The following is a 17,655-nucleotide window of genomic DNA, read 5'->3' as shown; positions in this document are numbered from 1 at the left end:
ATTGAATTGTCCATAGTAGGTATCGTGGTAAACTGGTGTTCGTTCAATTGACACGCTCGCGTACCGGAGTCGTTCCCCGAGTCGGTGGCACTCCACGAGCCGTTCTCAGTCAGCAATCGACTCGAGAGCAACTGTATGGTCTACGCACAGACGAGCAGCAAATGCCGTGCATCTGCCGGCTAATGAACTATGAATTTGTGATAACGACAGTCGATGCAAATGACTTCGTATGCCGCTAGTTCTTGGGGCGCATCCTGGAGCCAGTTTTCACTTTCGTCTGTGAACTCAAAGCCAACCATGTACGAGGGTCAGAGAATCCATTCCGAGTATCCTACTTAAAATACAAATCAGCTCTGAAAGCTGGTCCAGATACCTTAGTTTCTGATATCTGTTTGGTCGTCAACTTCGCCAAGTCATATCAGAGATAAATAGAACTCCGAGCAGGGGAAAGAGATTCGAACTGGCATCTTGCCAGACGGTTGTTAATTTGGTCCAGGGCCAGAACCAGAGAGTATTGAAATAGTAACTCCGACGATTTCTCCCGAGGTTCTCCCGTTCCCGTATGGTTCCTCTGCTGCAACTACACAGGAGCATTGGATATTGCCTCTGTGGCTTTGGCCAGTATATTAATATATCATCTTTGACTGCATTGTATTATGAGCGAAATCTCAGAGATATCAAAAGTTTACAATGAGTACAACTTGGGTATTGGAAAAGACTTATTTGAAGATATTGTGGGTAAAAAGCTAGGTTTGGCTGCTGGGATGGGGTATGACGAAGAGACTGCAAGAATGGTTGCTAATGAAATTCAGTTATATAATAAGTCGGACTTTGGTATCCCATTTGATGCATTTATTGATGAAGTGAAAAGTAAATCAGTTCCCGATATAATAGAAAATGATGGAGAAATCATATCATCTAGTATACCAGTAGTGGCTGAGAATTATCAATCAATGGAAAAAATGTTGGTTGGTAGTCAAGTAACACCAATTAACTCAGCTCGTAAAAGAAACAACCTCGTGGCGGTCTGTGGGGAGGTTGTTGAGTACAAATCACCGAGTTCCCCATCTGATGATCGGGACACTTGGGTCATAGCCGAGATAGAGGATGAAAGTGGTTCTGTTGATTTAATGTTGCACCATTGGATCGGAGAGAGGTTCTTAGAAGACGTAGATACCGGAACAACAGTTAGAGCTTGTGGTAAAACCCATACTGATGAACGGGTAGGGAATATGCGAGTGAGTTACTTTAAGATAGATAAAGAATCTAATATTAATACTGACCTGTCAAAGCGAATTTCAATTGAAAACCTGGAAACCGGTTATACAGCCGTTCCGGTCGCCGGAGAAGTCATTTCTATTGGTAAAGAACGAGCGGTTTCAACAGATATTAGAACCAATGTAATGACATCTAATATCCTTATCGGCGATGAATCAGGTTTCATTGAGGTTGTGTTTTGGGATGATAAATCAGACATAATAAATGGATTGGAGGTCGGGAGTGAGATTAGACTAACCGATGCTTCTGTTAAATCGACAGAGAATGGCATAAGGCTGGACGTTAGCCCTGGGTGTCAAGTTACGAAGATAGATGACGAAGTTGAATTTAAGACCGATATCGAGTCAATTGATCAATCACTTGCAAAAGAGAATATGAATTTCTATAATGAATATAATTAGTTACTTTGACCCAAATAATTCGAAAGAATGATACTGAACTATTCGAGTTCTTGTTTACTCATAGCGTGTCATAGAATACGACTCACACCCTCTACCTGACGATTATACAGCTCTCAATTTGCGTATGAGCCTGTAGTTTCGCCAGTCATTGGCTTTGTTCAATGAATATTCGGTGGATGATATCTGTTGAGAACTATTGTATGACACGCTCTTACTCAAGCAAGCCACTAGATCGGCCTGACCTCGGTCGGTGAGCGTGTAATAACCACGACTGTCGTTATCTCTCTGGAAGTCCATGATCAACCAATCGTGGCAGGCGACGCTTTTCGCTAAATCAGTACGCACGCGCACCAAGTGTTGATCCAGCGGTCACCGGGAATTAGGTGGAAGTCACGTGCTGTATACTTTCTCTATAATGGGACTGGCAACTACTGGGGCCGCCGTATAACCCAGAGTACTCGCAGGGCATCGGCAAGTCCGCCAAGTACGATACTCCAGTCAAAATTCTCACACCCAGACCAGTCATCCTCTGCGACACTAACCTTTTTGAGTAGTATCATGATTAACTTATCTACACTTCCGCTCGAGTACCAGTCCATTTGACGTGACAGACTGGAAGCCATTGAGAAGGAAGTCACCCTCCGAATGATGGTTAAATATGGCTGGGAAAACATTCGAGGTGGACCATGGACCCAGACCACCTTCTTGGCACCTCCGACCGCGCTTAATGAATGAGCATGAAAGCCGCTGACTTTTTGTACCGATACGATCAGGAATAACTCAATGGGCACAGACTCGAGGACGGATACAGACTCAGCCACATCTCTTGAAGCCCATCAGGACACACTCGAGACAGAGAACATCGCGTTCGTGGACACCCTCAACGACGAAATCGCGACACTCCTCAAAGAGACAACCAATCTGCAATACGACTACGTGCTTGGGGAGGTATCCGACTATGGGGTCTCCGGCAACGGCCACGCCCATTTCGACCTCGGTCATGATAACGCCACGATCCATTGCGTGATCTTCAGCTACCGGCTGCAATCGCTGGACGTCTCAATCAATGACGGAACACAGATCGCCGTGAAAGGCGACCTCTCGTTTTACGAGGCGAAGGGGAGCGTCTCGCTCATCGTCGAGGACTTCGTCGAAGTAGGCGAAGGAGCCTACCACCAGACGTATCAAGAGAACAAAGAGATCCTCAAGGAGGATGGCCTCTTAGCCGAGGATGCGAAACAACCGCTCCCGGAGTTTCCACACCAAGTCGGGATTGTCACGAGCGCAGATAGCGACGCGCGCAAGGATGCCGTCACGAGTATCCATAGCCGGCACCCCGACGTCGACATCCGCATCCAGCATACGACCGTGCAGGGCGCCGACGCGATGTTGTCGCTAATGCAGGCGATCAGCGAACTCGACGATAACGCTCAGATCGACGTGATCGTGGTCACTCGCGGCGGAGGTGCTGACACGGATCTGCGCGTCTTCAACGAGACGCCGCTTTGCCGCGTTATCCATAATACGGCCACGCCGATCGTCGTCGGAATCGGCCACGAGGACGACCGGACGCTCGCCGAGGAGGTCGCAGACAGACGCGTCATGACGCCCACTCACGTCGGCGAGATTGTTCCGAAGAAGGAAGACCTCGAGGCCACCGTTCAGGACGCCAGTGAGCGATTGAACGACGCGTACGGACGTCTGGTTCGAGGTCGACTCGCGACCACGCGGAAAGAACTGGACAGCGCCTACAACCAGCATGTGAGCTCTGTGCTTGCGACTCGCTCGATGGAACTCGATCACGCCTTCGAGACCGTCACCGCTGAACGACTCACTACACTCGAGAATCAACTTGATTACGCACTCGACTCGTTCGAACAGCAGAAAGCCCACGAAGAGGAGAAAACCGAGGTTGCAAGCGAGTACGAACAGTCCCAGCGGTTACAGCGCATCATCATCGTGATGCTTGTCATCCTGCTGGTGGTGTTGCTCGGCTACATCCTCCTTTGAGACAGTGATGGAAATACTATGAGTGACAGTTCAGAGATACCGGCCGATGCATCGATTTCAGACAAGACGAACCGACTCGAGGAGATTATCGCCCAACTCGAGGACGGTGAACTCTCCCTCGAGCGAGCAAACGAGCTTCACACCGAAGGAACGCGCCTTCTTGCAGAACTGGAAAAGGAACTGGATATTGGCGATGGAGAGATCATTGAATGGACGGCTGACGAGTCACTCGAGAGTGAGGACTAGATCACGGAATTGACAGCGTCGAAGTAGAGGCCGCGGAGATCTTATGTTCATTTCGGCTGTTTCCGTAACCCGGTTTCTCTATTCAATCCACCACCTTTGACAAGTTCTGTGGAGCACGGGGACTTCGAGCAGGTCGACGGCTTCGATCACGCTCACCTTGAGGAGTATCCAAATCACAATCTCTTCTCTGGTTTTCGGTGTCCTGCGACCCGATATACTCGCCAATGTACGGGTCGAGGTTCTCGATGTTTCAATCCTTTCTCGGGTTTTCGGCGTCCTGCGACAGCATCGTTAGCTTCTGGAAATGCAAAGAACGTAACGCTTCAACCCCACAAGGGTTCGTCTGTAACCATGCCGGAATCCCAGCACTGAGCGCCACTACTATCGGATTACACAAAGTGATTTCCGTCGGCGGTCAATAATCTGCTACCCCCCGAGGGTCGACGATTGGCACAGCGCTGGTGATTTGAATGTCTTTCGGACCCATTGGCTAGGACACACGTGACAAACAGACTTGCATATTCACGTTCAAAGGTGTTGATCAATCAGTAGTCGTACAGGTCGGATGCTCGCTTGTGACAACATCCATATCGCCGGCAATCTCCTCGAACTGGTGGATCGCTTCCAGATCATCCATTGTCACCTCGAAATGGTAACTCGAGGTCGCTGAATTCAACCGCTGCCAACTTGTCCCAATCCTCGCTGTCACTGCTTCGATACTTATACGCGTCCAACCATCTGACACGTTCGATAATTCCTTGTTATCGGCGACCGTCAATCCGTCTCCGTCGTCACCCGACCAATCACAGACGACGCCGCAGTATTCGCACTCGGCAACGAGGCGTCCCTTGGATGATAGTAGCGCACTAATCATTGTTCTACCTCCGCCAGCACAGCTAGATGCATGCCAGAGACGGTCGGAGTATCAACGCGCTTGAAGCGAACCCCCCGTAATGCCGACTCGTGAGGCTACTTTGCCGTCAAAATCGTGGTACTTGTGGTGTCGCCAAACAGTACCTTCGTCACCGAGCACAAATGTCTATTCCGGGCAGGTCACGACATTCTACTATGCTGATCTCGAGTTCAACCCAGCGTACCTTGAGACGTCGAGGGCGTTCTGACGACTGCAACTGCTCACTAACTCAGTGATAAAACAGGCGAGGCTTTTTATTTGAAGCCGCGGCCAGCAGCGTTGATGTCCAACCGTACTCCTCAAGAAGATCTGCTCGTCCTCGAGGCACTCGTCGACTACCACTGGCGACGGCGAAACGAACAGCCCGAACGCGCGTGTCGGGCGTGGGTGCTGGCCAGCGACATCGCCGCGAGCCACGGTCTTGAGATTGAAGATGCACTTCGACAACGCACGGAACTGTAGCCTGAACTGTTCTTTCGAAACACGAGACGTATATTTTCTTTAGACTGCGTTTTGATGGCAGATACATGTCCGAAGACATCAACGAACTACAAGAACGATATCTCGAGTTCATTGGCGAACGAGAGTGGGAAGAGTTTCACACCCCGAAGAACCTCGCGATGGCTATCTCGGTCGAGGCGAGTGAGCTGGCTGAACTCTATCAGTGGCATGATAACGTTTCCGTAGATCGTATTCTCGAGGACGACAACCTCCGAGAACGGTCTCGAGAAGAACTAGCCGATGTGATGATTTACTGCCTGAGTATGGCCAATGAACTGAACATCGACGTTGAGGATGCGATCGCAGACAAGCTCACACAGAACGAAACTCGCTTTGATCCTGATACGGCAGATGCAATCGCTCGTGACTTGCGTAACTGGCAGCACTAACTCGTTTTCATCATCTCTTCGGCGTCATTTTGCTCAAAGCCGTGGAGTTGACGATGCATCTGTAGAAAGATCTGGTGTGGGTAATGGTTGGGATCTTGCGGAAGCGAGAGCGCCGTTCCATCGAATGTAACGAGCTCGTTGTACGCTTCCGTACCTGGCTTATCACGAACAACGATCTCGTGGTCATCGGTCACTGAGATCCAACCGTTGTCGAACGCCCAGTGGTGAAACTTACAGAGCGCAAGCCCATTTCGGACGTCGTCGCTTCCACCCTCACTCTTCGGATATATGTGGGCTGCTTCAACTTCTGGATTCCCCGCCGGTGATCGTCGTTGCGATTCACAGACGGCACATGTCTCGTCGTACGCTTCGAGAATGGCTTTCCGGAACGCAGAGGAGCGGACCCGGCGTGTCGTTTCTGTGTATTCGGTCTTTGGCTCGGTCAGTTCTGGTGGCTCACGTTCCGGCTCCGATAACAGTTTTTCAGTCTCGGAACTGATCTCTTCAGGTGCTTCTCCCAGGTCGTTCTTAGCGTGTTGTCGTAGTGCTTCGGTGAGACTCCCGTATTTCGACACCAACCGGTCCTTTCGTTTTTCAATAACACGTGTAAAACTCTGAGGGTAGAACGTCTGCCAGCCGATATCCTCGTGCAAGGCTTCCGAGTGGATGCCGACTCGTTCGATGTTAGTGAGGTAGATGATGTATGGCCATCCCTCAGTGAGGTCCTCTACACGCCTTCCTTCATCGTATGGGGTCCAGAGTTTCTGGGCAAGCGTATCGCTTTTTTGTGTTGATAGCACCGTTGCAGCGTGCGTGTAGGACTTCCGTTTTGTATAGAATAGAAGCACGTCGCCACTTTTCATTTGGTCCCACGCTGATTTGTTTCCACTCACGACGCCCCAAACACCGATCTGTTCACGGTCAAAATCGGGAACCTCGGGATACGCAGTTGGATCGATACCATCCAAAACAGTATCGCGAAAGTGTCTGTATGTCCCCTCTTTCTGTTCTCGGCTACAGGGTGCGAGGAAAACGTTCCCCGGATTAGTCATACACAGATCTTCTAACTCAGTGATATAATATCATTTCCATACACCGTCACCTTCGGCTAGACGGTGGGTGAAGACGGATAATCTTTTTTAAACTGAATTGTCGTATCTAACGATTCAATTAATTCTCATAAATTCGAGATCTCGTTATTATGATGGGCAAGATAAGAACTCGAGAGGTTGTGATCATCACGAACATGGAGTCTGACCCCATCAACGTCTGTGTCGTAGGCGTGAGAGACTGTCAATGTGTCTGGGTCAACCTCGAGCATTCCATAATCGAAGTCTGAGTGATGGTTTGGGCAAAGCACCAGAATATTCTCTTCGGAGTCTGGACCCGGGTCCGAGCCACCAAGTGGCTTGATGTGATCGCTTCAGCATACTTATCCGATATCGTCCGCTGTCGAGTTTCCCCACAGATCTGGCACTTGTAACTGTAGTCTTCTTTGAGGGCCTTTGCCAGCGCAGTGTTTCGAACAATCCGACTGACGGTGGTTTCTGTCCGCTCTGGAATTGCCACCCTGCTTGCTACATGGAGTGAGGAAAATCTCTGTTTCCATCGTTGTACCTGACAGTCTGTGATCTCGAACGGATAGTGATAATTGCTGTGTCTGTCCTAAGCGTCGATCATTAGTTATCGCTCTCAATGGCATATGCCGAGAGCAGAATAACAATCAAAAGTTCGTCGCAGTACCGTTACTTTATTTGCCGTCGATTTTCACAGCCATTTCCCGCCGCTCCTGATCCTCTTCGGAGACGCTTCGAGATTCTCTTGGGAAGTCTTTGTATACTCGATGGGTCCATCCAGCAGGATGATATAGTGGAAGAACCCTTGCTTGGTATTCTTCCGATCTAAAAGGAAATCCATGGACTTTGTAAAGTGAACCTTCATCTCCAGTTGCTGAATACCCTTCACCGAGATATTGCGATTCAACATTTCCCTTAAACATCTCTCTCCATACTTGTCTACCAAACGCTACGATAACATCTGGATCTACTGTTCTGATCTCAGCATCGAGCATCTCAGAAGCCAAATCCGTATTATATTCCCAATCCACTGGCCCATCGTCCCTACTATCTGTATAGTATTCTTCTTTCTGACTTGCAAACTTGTACCAATTTGTGTAGTAAACATTCTGTAGGCGGTCAGACTTAATCCAGTCCCTCACTGATGTAGAAGAGTTACGGCGTTCCCACGGAGGTGAAACGCCCGGCAATGATCCAAGTATTTTTATCCAGTTCCAAAAGTAATAGTCGTCCGTTAGCCATTCAATCCCTCCAGCCACCGAGATCGCCTCTCGATATTTGAATTGATCAGTCACACTGAGAAGATAATTATCCTTCTCAACGAAGTTTTCTCCCACATTGAGTTTCGGATTAGAGTTGATAAACATCACATCTTGATCATTTCGAGGGTATACCCGGCAGAATCCTCGAAGACCTTCCAAACCACTGTTCGTCATTTCATTCAGTGCTTTTCGCGTCTCTTCCATTCTATCGGTATCAAGATCCTCTGAACTGAATTGCTCGACGTAGTCATAGGCACTCGTAATACCTCTTTCTTTTAGATGCTGAACGTGCTCGTCACGATATTCTCTCCATTTATCTTCGTTCACAGATGAGCATAATACTGGAACGTAATAAAGAATTAGTTCTGGTTATTGCCTCAATCATATACGGAACTTGTAACTTAGAACGGACCATGATTTGTTTCTTCATCTTTAAATAACTGACCAAGAGACATCTGGTAAGATGGTTAGACACACTAACACTTGGATATTCAATATCGGGAATGAAAACTGGAGACAGTGTGTTCGTGGCCCAGAAGATGGCGCTGTTCACGGGGAAGAGAATGTTGGAAAACCAGTCCAGGCCACAAGAGTAGGAGCACCAGCGCCGGTCGATGACATGGAAGCTGGCGACCTTGTCCTGGCACGCAACGACGATGGCGTTGCTGGAATCTGGCAAGTCAACAACATTGCAGAGATCGGATCACGCCAAGAACGCAGCCTCTGGGATGACGCTGACTATGATAATATCATCTACTGCGATCCAATTCGGCGAGAACTGGAATCGGCTTACGACGAAGACTGGAATGAACTTGCCGAGTATTTCGATACATCTGTCCAGACCGTTACGGCGAACATCCAGGGGGCTATTCACAATCTTAAGCCAGAGTACAAAGAGAAATACATCGCCGAATTGTTAGATCGAAAAGAACTAGACGAGGATGCAGAGGCGCGTCTAAAACAAGAGTTTGAACTTGTTAGTGGAGTTGAATACGGTGACGAATCATCCTACTGGTGGATGGTTGCTACCAAACGCAAAAAAGCATCAAAGTTTCTCAAAGATCCATCAGAGAATTCGTTCGCTGACCTAGTTGATCCTGAACATTTCTGGGGAACACGTGGGACGAATCACAGTGCATACGTCGGTCGGGTGTTTGAGTCACAGACCCCAAAGGAAGTCGCTAACGTCTTTAACAGCGCCGCAAAGAGCGGGTCGATTAAGCAGGTCTTAGATCTCGATGGATTCAGATGTCCCATAGCATCGGAGATTTTGCGAGCGATTGAACCAGCGGAGTTCGCCATCTTAAACGCCCGATCCATCTCTGGGATGGATGCGCTCAACTGCAAAACACCAGCGGATCCGAGTATGGCATCAGCGAACCAGTACGATGAATTTGTTGATAACGTCTGGAATGCCATTGACGAGACCAATTTCCAAGATATCTTCGAGGCCCATTTCGACGAGGAAGTGCCGGACTGGGCAACTGAGCTGGAAATTGCAGATGCAGTATTTAACAGGCATGCTGGCTCGGAGTCCGACTTCGAACTTCCGGTAGAGGTGGCAGAACCTTGTGCGGCAACATCGAACACAGCTCCATATTATTGGGTCAACCAAAAGAATAGTCGCGAGGAGATTGAAGGAGAATATCTTCAGGCACCAGCGGATGACAATCCGGGACACGATGTTGGCAAACTCGAGGAAGGCGATGTGGTCTTCAACCACGTCAAGGGCCAGATTATCGGCTACTCGGAAATTATTGATACAGCGAGACAGGTAACCATCGACGGCGAAGACTATTGTCGGGCCGATGTTTCGCTTACCCGTTTTGATGAGCCACTCTCTCTTGCAGAGGTCTTTGGACCCCTCATGGAATACAAAGATCAGATAAAATATTACCCACTCCACGATGAGGGAATCAACCAGGGGTACCTATTCAACCTTCCTCGGCAAGTGGGAGAACATCTTCTCGAAAAGGCAGATATAATGGCGTTCGAGTCTCATCCGGTTCTGGACCATTACAACGGTCAGGAGAGTGCCTCTGTCTGGCGATTTTGCACTAACCCTAGTGACTGGTTGACTATTATCCGCCGAGGGGCAGTACCTCTCGAGAGAACTGATGAAGACCAGAGCGACTGGCATAACACCGCAGAAGGGGACATAGTGTTCTTCCATGTCAAAAAAGAAGAAGAGAACGTAGCTGGCGGCACCTCACTCTCAAACTATGGCTTCTTCGGAGTCGGAATCGTTGGTGAAAAGTCGACGAAATCCGAGCGGTGGTGGTGTGACGAAGCGGATGATGTCGTATATCCGTATCTAATACACTTTGATGAGTTCTACGTTACAAGTGAAATCTCCGAAATCGATTTTGAGACGCCAGTGTTCGCTCTTAATGACGACTCCATCATTAGTGAGTTTGAACCACTGAGCGCCAATCTTGTCCAGTGGAGCAGCGTCTCTGACCTTGCCAACGAAACGATGGGGCAGAATAGATCACTCGCAGCAGGCACCTACACAAACCTTTCCACGGCTTACGACGAAATCGACGAGTTCGTCCCGCCGATGATTCAGCGACTTGCTCCCCAACTGTCGGAGGTAGTTCCGAACGAATCGCTGCCCGGAATGCTTGGCCCAGCTCAAACTAAGCCAGACAAAAGCGAGGAACTGGCCAAGCAACTGAATCGGAACGGGCAGATCGTCTTACACGGCCCTCCAGGAACAGGGAAGACCTTCACGGCGGCACGGTTTGCTCGGTGGTGGATTCACGAGAAATCTGAGCGTCCGCTAACAACACAGTTCCAGACTGTAACGTTCCATCCCTCCTATTCATACGAAGACTTCATGGAAGGCCTGACAGCCAACGCTACTGATGAAAGTCTGGTTGAGTACGAGTATGAGGACGGGACGTTCAAAGAGATGGTTCAACAGGCTCGAGAGGCGTATCTCAGGGCTGGAACACTCGAGGATGCTCCTCGATATGTGCTTCTCATCGACGAGATCAATCGCGGCAACCTCTCCCAGATCTTCGGCGAAGCAATCACTCAATTAGAGATGGACAAGCGTCTGGATCAGGAAGAGGCAGTCACAGTTCGATGGGCCCACACGGGGGATCTCGTTGAGATCCCGCCGAATTTGTTTATTATTGGAACGATGAATACGGCGGACCGGTCGATTGCGCTGGTTGATGCAGCACTTCGCCGACGCTTTGCCTTCAATTCGTTCCCGCCGGATTATGATGTCTTCCACAAGGAGTACGAGTTCGATGATCAGGACGAGATCGAATCGCTGGCAGCATCTGTTATCGAGTACGGACAGTCTGCAGTTGGAAACGAGAAAGACACGTATATGCCGCTTCTTGCACTCTCAGTGCAGGCACTGAAGGCGATAAATGAGAATATCTTGGCTGCCAGTGATCTCAACAAGGGCAAGCAGATCGGCCACTCATACTTGCTCGGGATTGAATCGATTGATGATCTGGTGTCTGCCTGGCAGTACGATATCCTACCGTTGCTCGAGGAGTACTATTTCGGTGATTTCGATCGACTACGACGAGAAGTGTTCGAAATCGATGATACGGCAGCTAGTGAGACCGTTATTGACTCCAGCCTCTTCGAGTTGGATCGACAGGAAGTTGCTGACTTGGAGGCGACTGATCTCGAGAAGGCGCTCGGGCAGTTTGTCAGTGATCACATGTTCAACTCACAATGAGCAAGCGGATTGACGACTCAAGAGCTGATCGAAAGTCCTCATATCGGAATGACGGGCGCTCGCAACTCAAGACCAGTGGTGACACAATTCCTATTACTGAAGGAGAAGACCATCATTGCGAGTTAGAACGTCAGGATATCGAGTATCTGCGCTCAGAATGGGACGAGATCAAGATCTCAAACAGCGGTAATAGTGCTCATATCGTCGTCAACAATTATGTCGGGATCATTGGCTTACCAAGCGGTGCGACGCTGTCCATCCAGCCGAAGGTAGACTGCGAATTGCTCTATCTGCTGGCCTATACTGAACATATCGACGAGGAGTTGGTGTACGATACTGAGGACGCAGGGTTCGAGTCTGGTTCAGATCTCAAACAAGTGTTAGCACAGTTGTACCTGAGTGAACTCCAGCGAGTCATCAGACGAGGATTGCAGCAGGAGTACCGTGCAAAGGAGACCGATGAAAAGCACCTACGGGGACAGCTTCAGGTCCACAAACAGCTGCAACAGCAAGGACCGCAGCCAACAAGATTTGAGTGTCGCTACTCTGAACTCACACACGATACACCACTCAATCAGCTCGTCCTCGCAGCGACGACCAAGCTGTGCAGATGGTTAGCACCTTCGCCGTTACAATCAGACCTTTTGCACCATCGCGAAATGCTTCGACAGCAAGTTTCGGAACGATCGGTCACGAAGCGACTGTTCGATAATCTCGAGGTCACACACTTGGACAGCCACTACAAGCGTATTCTCCCCCTAGCGAAACTCATTCTGGCTGAGGAATTCATTAGCGGAGTTGAACGTCCGGAAGAACCGTTCCCATCACTCGTATTTAATATGCCGACACTCTTCGAGTCAGTTATCATCACTGCTGCGCGGGAGGTCTTGCCGACTGAAGACATCCAGGTTACCGAAAATGATCTTGGGACATTCATTCAGACAGTAGACAGATCTGAGTCACGTAGCCTTGAACCCGATCTGATTCTTCGAAATCGTGACAATTCTGAGGAAGTACTTCTCGTTGGTGACGCAAAATGGAAGACTGATTCATCACCCTCCCGTAACGATCTCTACCAGATGGCAGCGTATCAGGCACACAACGGTACGCCTGGTATCCTTCTTTATCCAGATAGTGGTTCTCTCGAACGTGCGTACAAATACACTGATAATTGGGAAGACAGAGGGAGGCTGCTTGCGGGGTCAGTGGATGTGAAATCTGGTGGTCTTTCTGAATCTGAAACTAAGCAAGTTGGCTACGAGGACTACACCCAAGCCATCGAGTCAAGTTTGGAGCGTCTTCTGAATAAAGTGCTTTGACCCGGTCGTAAATAGGATTTCAGCGTATCTGTATACTATTTTCTTGAAGACCACTCTTACTATAGGAATACCTATAGAACATTCACCGAGTGCGTGCTGGAATTGTGCTATACGTTAGAGTGTACTCGCACCTCGACACCGAAAGAACAAGAAGTGAACCAGCCAGCCGAACCCAACCTCAAAACGCTCTCGTACGCAATTTCGCAAACAGGAACCGAGACGGTTACCGTCGAGGTGAGCAGTACAACGGAAACCATGAATCTAGAATTCTGCCCGCAACAGATCCAACCGCTCGTCGATCTCTGTGCCAAAGTCCGACTCTGGCACGACTACCCGGATGCTGGTGCTTAAAAAATGTTTCACGCAATCGTGATGAACTGGTCGCTAGTCAACTAAGCTCTCATTCTAGCGTGATCGACCGATAACCACACATCGGATACGGGCACTTCCAATTCCCGGTTGAGGAGTTCCGTTCAAGTCGGCTTCCGCATTCTGGGCAGCGTCGTGTTACAGTAGCGGACTCGCCTTGACCCCAAGACGTGTCGGATGAGGACTCTCGTAACGCGGTCACGTAACCGATTGTGAGCCAGCCATCACGGCGAAATATCATTGCGACTGTCTCGTCATCACCCCATGCGAAACGCGGAGTGGACTCAACCGGGTAGAACTGATCGAACACTTTGAGAAATTCTCGCCCGCGATAGGTTGCTTCTCCGGAGCCAGCATTTTCGGCCCATGGCCAATGTGCGTCTCCGAATGCGGTCATAATTGACGCTCCGTCCGGAGTGAGTGTAATCTCCGTCTCAGGATAGTCTGCTTCCCAGTCAAGGAAATCTTCAAACTGCGAGTCAACGACGCGGGCGTCAGCAGTATGCCGATCGTGAATTGAACGAAAATCAAGGTCAGCAATTTTTTGATGCCAGCCAGCGTCTCGACCCGGGATCACAGTCGGCACAGTACCACCAAACCTGTTTGCTTCCATAGTCATCCGCTCGCCGTGAAGTGAAACCGACACGTGCCCAGGGTCAGTAGAAAGTGTAGCGGATTGAAGAGTAGCGACCTGCGACGGGTACACCGCGACAGCACCAGCGGTCGAACACTCGAACTCTGGGAATGCTTCTGCAGGACAATGAGCATGCGTTCCCTGACGATCCGCCACCGACCGGATCCAAACACCGGCGTCGGTCACACCGAGAATCGCAGCTGAGTCTGGCAACATCGCCTTCGCTAACATCTTGACATCGATCGGGCGACACTCAATCTCAGCGTCGATCAACGTGAACCCAATCGGCCAATCGATGATGTTGTCTCCGGTCATGATTCAGTCACGCCGGAGGGAACGGTGTGATTCCGTCACGGGCGTAGCACGAACAGTCGAAGCACAGCGCGGCCGCTGCGCGGGTACAATGTACGACATAACATCTGCCCAGTCACGACCTCCGTAATAAACATCAGCGTTTCAGATGAGCATCCCACCTAATTTTATATCGAAGAAATAATAAGAACCGTTCGATGGGGACACACGACGGCGAGACAACTCACACCCGCGGCTACACGGAGACCGCGCTCATTGAGCATCTACGAGCAGTGAACAACACGTGCCAGAAGATCCCGACGATCACTAATCTCAAAGAATACAACGACGAGCACGACCCGGAAATCTCGCCGCATCCACAGACCTACATTTCCCGGTTCGGGAACTGGACCACCGCGCTTGAAGCAGCGTTTCCTGACGCCGAACTATGCCGCGAACTGTGGCGAGTAGCGAACCAGCTCGACCGGCGGCCCTACCAAGACGACCTTGACGAACACAGTCGGTTCGACTCACGAGCCTACCAGCAACGCTTCGGATCGTGGGAAGCCGCATTGGAAACCGCTGAATTCGATCCCTCTGTTCGAGTTCCCGAGGACTTCCTGATCGCCGACCTCTGGCGGGTCGCGCTACTTGACGAGACGTACTCGGAAACCGAGTCCAAGACAGACAAACCGGTGTTCTCAGCGACCGATGACTGGTGGTCTCTTTCAGTGGAGAAACTCCAGCAGCACGGCACGTACTCGTATCAAACCTATATTCGGCGGTTAGGTGGGTCTCGTGGTGGTCTCGTTGGAAGCGAACAACAAGTTGGGTTATGGCGTTTCGAGGATTGATCTGTCCTATCAATGGTTTCGCTATTTTGGGAAAACAAAACCTCAGCAGATGCTCATATGACGAAAATGAGAGTCTAAGTAGAGTTGAGGTCGAAAGCTACTGTGCATTTTCACGAAGATAGTTCATAAGTTCCTACGGATCAATCACAGTCATTTAGGTTGATATGGACTCAAAATAGAAAAGGGGAATAACGTAAAATCACAAGAAGAAATTGAATGTCCGATTTTGAATTCCCCGTTAACTAACGTATTTTATAAATTGGATCGAAGTGTCTATTCGATGGAGAGTCAACTCAGAGAATATCTGTCTTTGTTCCGGAGCGAGGTTGAGTCTCTTCTCTCGTTGGAGCGGTCACAGAAGACGCTACTGTCACTGGCACATCGTGCCGACCAGGAAGTTGTGTGGAATCGGATACTTCGGTATTTACCTGATCTGTCGGAAAGACACGGATTGAACAATGACGTTCTGCGGTACCTTCTCGTGGCACTATGCGACGAAGGTGTTATCAATGCGGTCCCAGTGTGGCGCAACGATACAGTCCAAGTTGAGGATCAGGTCTTCATGGACGATGGCGAAGTTGATCTGGTCATCAGAGATTCCGGGCAGTGGTTCATCTGTATCGAAATGAAGGTCTGGGCGTCCGAAGGAACGGACCAGATTATCAAGTGCACATAATCGGATTCGGTCGGTGAAGAGTATATTCACGAGTATCCCAAAGCAAACCAGCACTACGTGTATCTGACTCGTCCGTCTGGCGACAAGCCATCATCAGAAGAGTTCAGAACCGTGACGTGGGATGCAGTTTCTCGGTATCTGCGTCGGTCTGTCAGTGAACCGTCCACCAATCAATCTGTCCGAGGCCAAGCCTAGGTGCGCGAATTCAGCGATACAATCAACAATCAATTCAACTTACACATCGGACCGCAATCCAATAACGAGTCACTCGAGGTTCGCCGGCACCAGAAGAACGGGGACATATCGGTCACGGACCGCTATCAGTCGCTACGCTTCACTCACTCTGTGAGTCGGTTCCATGGGGCTTCGCCGGGATGCGTGCGCCGATACCACTCGCTGTCCGTTGCATCATGTAGGTCTCCCGCAGGAGCGTCTGCTGCCCGAACGAACACCGACGTCAACTCGAGAGCCCGCCACACCGGCGAACAGTACGCGCTGAGTGGAAACGGGTGGCTGAAGTGCTCGAGAAGGACACCAGCGACGAGCAGATAATCTTGTTCGAACGGACCAGACTTGGGCGTCGTTGGAAGAAGAGTGTTCAGAAAGATCGGTCGTTCGAGTTTGTGTTTCGATCGGCGAATCTCTTCTTCCATCGGCAAATCAGGAACGTATCCCGACGAGTGCGTGAAGAACCAGTACTCGTCCGGTTCGGGTGCCGCCTCGAGTCGCCAGCCGACATTGATATCCCTAGAGGGGACGTCCGAGGTGGTGGTGGCGAGCGCCCACCGCGCAAGCGAACCGGCGCGACCGCGAGCGTCGCCGACGAGTCCGGCGAAGTGGGGGTCCCTGGTGCTTTTACTCAGGAGTTCTGCGATGAGCAACCAGTCCTGGTTCGTCAGGTCCTCGAGTTCACGATCTGTCCATGCAGGATCGACGTACGATTGCGTTCGATCCTCGCTATTGTCGACAGCATCGGTGTCAGCAGCCGGTTGTCCCTCTCTGAGAACCTCACTCGCATCGTCGTGAAACGGACCTTCGCGTACTCGCGATCGAATCTCTGCGATTGAGTTACAGTCTTCAAACATGTATTGTGATGGAATTCGAAACTGACGATCGGTACAAGTCAGGGCTGGCGGACGATCGATCGCAGTTCGCCAAACAGGGTTCCGTCTCGGCAAACAGAAAAGCAGCCGTCGATGCGTCTGACCACGTATACCTCGAACTCGGCGGCGTCGGCGGGTCCGGGAGGATTTTCCGAGCAGGCCATCGAACTGGCGAAATCTGAACCAGTCGAGGCCATATTCGACAGCTCGAACACGAACGGATCACCGATCATGGTTGCGGTTGCGTCGATATCGATTCGCCGGTCCTCGTCATCGTTTGGCTTGACGATCAACGCTACCTCTTCGCCGAGCCGTACTTCGGCAAGCCGTTCATCGAGTTCGTTTTTCGCCACAGATATCTCAAGGGACCTGAACGGGCATAAATCCGAAATGAAAGCGAATCAGAGCAAAGCGTCCGTTAGCGGATGAGATTTGTGAGAAGCAACCGCTCCAACTGACCGTCGTACGGCCGGACGTAACATCTGGCCAACCGATACCACCGATACGGTGCGGGTGGCGGAGTGATCGAACAGTTTGGTTGTTGTCGATACCACAGCAGTTGATGTCCGAGTGCCTCATACTTGACTCCGAGCCGGTTCTCGTACTGGAGTCTCGAACTTCACTATC

Annotated in this window: 15 protein-coding genes; 9 read left to right on the top strand and 6 right to left on the bottom strand. The window is 50.3% G+C overall.

Features of this window, described 5'->3' with window-relative positions; translation table 11 throughout:
- The first annotated feature begins 656 nt into the window (after positions 1-656).
- The 5 genes from ACERJA_RS12580 to ACERJA_RS12560 all read left to right on the top strand — a co-directional run bounded on the left by ACERJA_RS12580 (position 657) and on the right by ACERJA_RS12560 (position 5,738).
- Positions 657-1,679 carry a hypothetical protein gene (locus tag ACERJA_RS12580; protein ID WP_373608592.1) on the top strand — a complete coding sequence of 341 codons (1,023 nt, stop codon included), beginning with the start codon at positions 657-659 and terminating at the stop codon, positions 1,677-1,679.
- A 783-nt stretch (positions 1,680-2,462) separates the two neighbouring features.
- On the top strand, positions 2,463-3,689 hold the full coding sequence (gene xseA / locus ACERJA_RS12575) for an exodeoxyribonuclease VII large subunit (protein WP_373608591.1): 1,227 nt from the start codon (positions 2,463-2,465) through the stop codon (positions 3,687-3,689).
- A gap of 18 nt (positions 3,690-3,707) precedes the next feature.
- A complete protein-coding gene (gene xseB / locus ACERJA_RS12570) occupies positions 3,708-3,935 on the top strand; it encodes an exodeoxyribonuclease VII small subunit (protein ID WP_373608590.1) in 228 nt (75 codons plus the stop codon).
- A gap of 1,195 nt (positions 3,936-5,130) precedes the next feature.
- Positions 5,131-5,310, top strand: a complete 180-nt coding sequence (locus ACERJA_RS12565; RefSeq protein WP_373608589.1) for a hypothetical protein — start codon at positions 5,131-5,133, stop codon at positions 5,308-5,310.
- 65 nt (positions 5,311-5,375) lie between these two features.
- Positions 5,376-5,738 (top strand): nucleotide pyrophosphohydrolase, encoded by a 363-nt coding sequence (locus ACERJA_RS12560; RefSeq protein WP_373608587.1) that lies wholly within the window; start codon positions 5,376-5,378, stop codon positions 5,736-5,738.
- Here the strand turns inward: ACERJA_RS12560 and ACERJA_RS12555 are convergent.
- The 3 genes from ACERJA_RS12555 to ACERJA_RS12545 form a co-directional block, all read right to left on the bottom strand.
- Entirely contained in the window at positions 5,735-6,790 is a 1,056-nt protein-coding gene (locus tag ACERJA_RS12555) for an HNH endonuclease (RefSeq protein ID WP_373608585.1), read from the bottom strand. The genes ACERJA_RS12560 and ACERJA_RS12555 overlap by 4 nt on opposite strands.
- Positions 6,791-6,915: 125 nt before the next feature.
- Positions 6,916-7,152, bottom strand: a complete 237-nt coding sequence (locus ACERJA_RS12550) for an HNH endonuclease (RefSeq protein ID WP_373608866.1) — start codon at positions 7,150-7,152, stop codon at positions 6,916-6,918.
- 336 nt (positions 7,153-7,488) lie between these two features.
- Positions 7,489-8,403: a uracil-DNA glycosylase family protein gene (locus ACERJA_RS12545; protein WP_373608584.1), complete on the bottom strand. Its 915-nt coding sequence runs from the start codon at positions 8,401-8,403 to the stop codon at positions 7,489-7,491.
- A 136-nt stretch (positions 8,404-8,539) separates the two neighbouring features.
- Between ACERJA_RS12545 and ACERJA_RS12540 the strand changes: the two genes are divergently transcribed.
- Both ACERJA_RS12540 and ACERJA_RS12535 read left to right on the top strand, forming a co-directional pair.
- Entirely contained in the window at positions 8,540-11,782 is a 3,243-nt protein-coding gene (locus ACERJA_RS12540; RefSeq protein ID WP_373608582.1) for an McrB family protein, read from the top strand.
- Entirely contained in the window at positions 11,779-13,101 is a 1,323-nt protein-coding gene (locus ACERJA_RS12535) for an McrC family protein (RefSeq protein WP_373608581.1), read from the top strand. Before ACERJA_RS12540 ends, ACERJA_RS12535 begins: the two co-directional genes overlap by 4 nt.
- Positions 13,102-13,501: 400 nt before the next feature.
- Here the strand turns inward: ACERJA_RS12535 and ACERJA_RS12530 are convergent, their stop codons facing one another.
- Positions 13,502-14,419 (bottom strand): hypothetical protein, encoded by a 918-nt coding sequence (locus tag ACERJA_RS12530; protein WP_373608580.1) that lies wholly within the window; start codon positions 14,417-14,419, stop codon positions 13,502-13,504.
- 194 nt (positions 14,420-14,613) lie between these two features.
- Between ACERJA_RS12530 and ACERJA_RS12525 the strand changes: the two genes are divergently transcribed.
- Both ACERJA_RS12525 and ACERJA_RS12520 read left to right on the top strand, forming a co-directional pair.
- The gene (locus ACERJA_RS12525; RefSeq protein ID WP_373608579.1) at positions 14,614-15,249 is read left to right on the top strand and encodes a homing endonuclease associated repeat-containing protein; all 636 of its coding nucleotides are present in this window, start codon (positions 14,614-14,616) and stop codon (positions 15,247-15,249) included.
- A gap of 280 nt (positions 15,250-15,529) precedes the next feature.
- The gene (locus tag ACERJA_RS12520; protein ID WP_373608578.1) at positions 15,530-15,925 is read left to right on the top strand and encodes a PD-(D/E)XK nuclease family protein; all 396 of its coding nucleotides are present in this window, start codon (positions 15,530-15,532) and stop codon (positions 15,923-15,925) included.
- Positions 15,926-16,263: 338 nt separating this feature from the next.
- Here the strand turns inward: ACERJA_RS12520 and ACERJA_RS12515 are convergent, their stop codons facing one another.
- On the bottom strand, positions 16,264-17,010 hold the full coding sequence (locus ACERJA_RS12515; protein WP_373608576.1) for a hypothetical protein: 747 nt from the start codon (positions 17,008-17,010) through the stop codon (positions 16,264-16,266).
- A gap of 38 nt (positions 17,011-17,048) precedes the next feature.
- Positions 17,049-17,381, bottom strand: a complete 333-nt coding sequence (locus ACERJA_RS12510; protein ID WP_373608575.1) for a hypothetical protein — start codon at positions 17,379-17,381, stop codon at positions 17,049-17,051.
- Between the last annotated feature and the right edge of the window lie 274 nt (positions 17,382-17,655).

Source organism: Natronorubrum sp. A-ect3 (assembly GCF_041821125.1).
GTDB lineage: Archaea > Halobacteriota > Halobacteria > Halobacteriales > Natrialbaceae > Natronorubrum > Natronorubrum bangense.
This window is presented reverse-complemented; position numbering and strand designations above follow the sequence as displayed.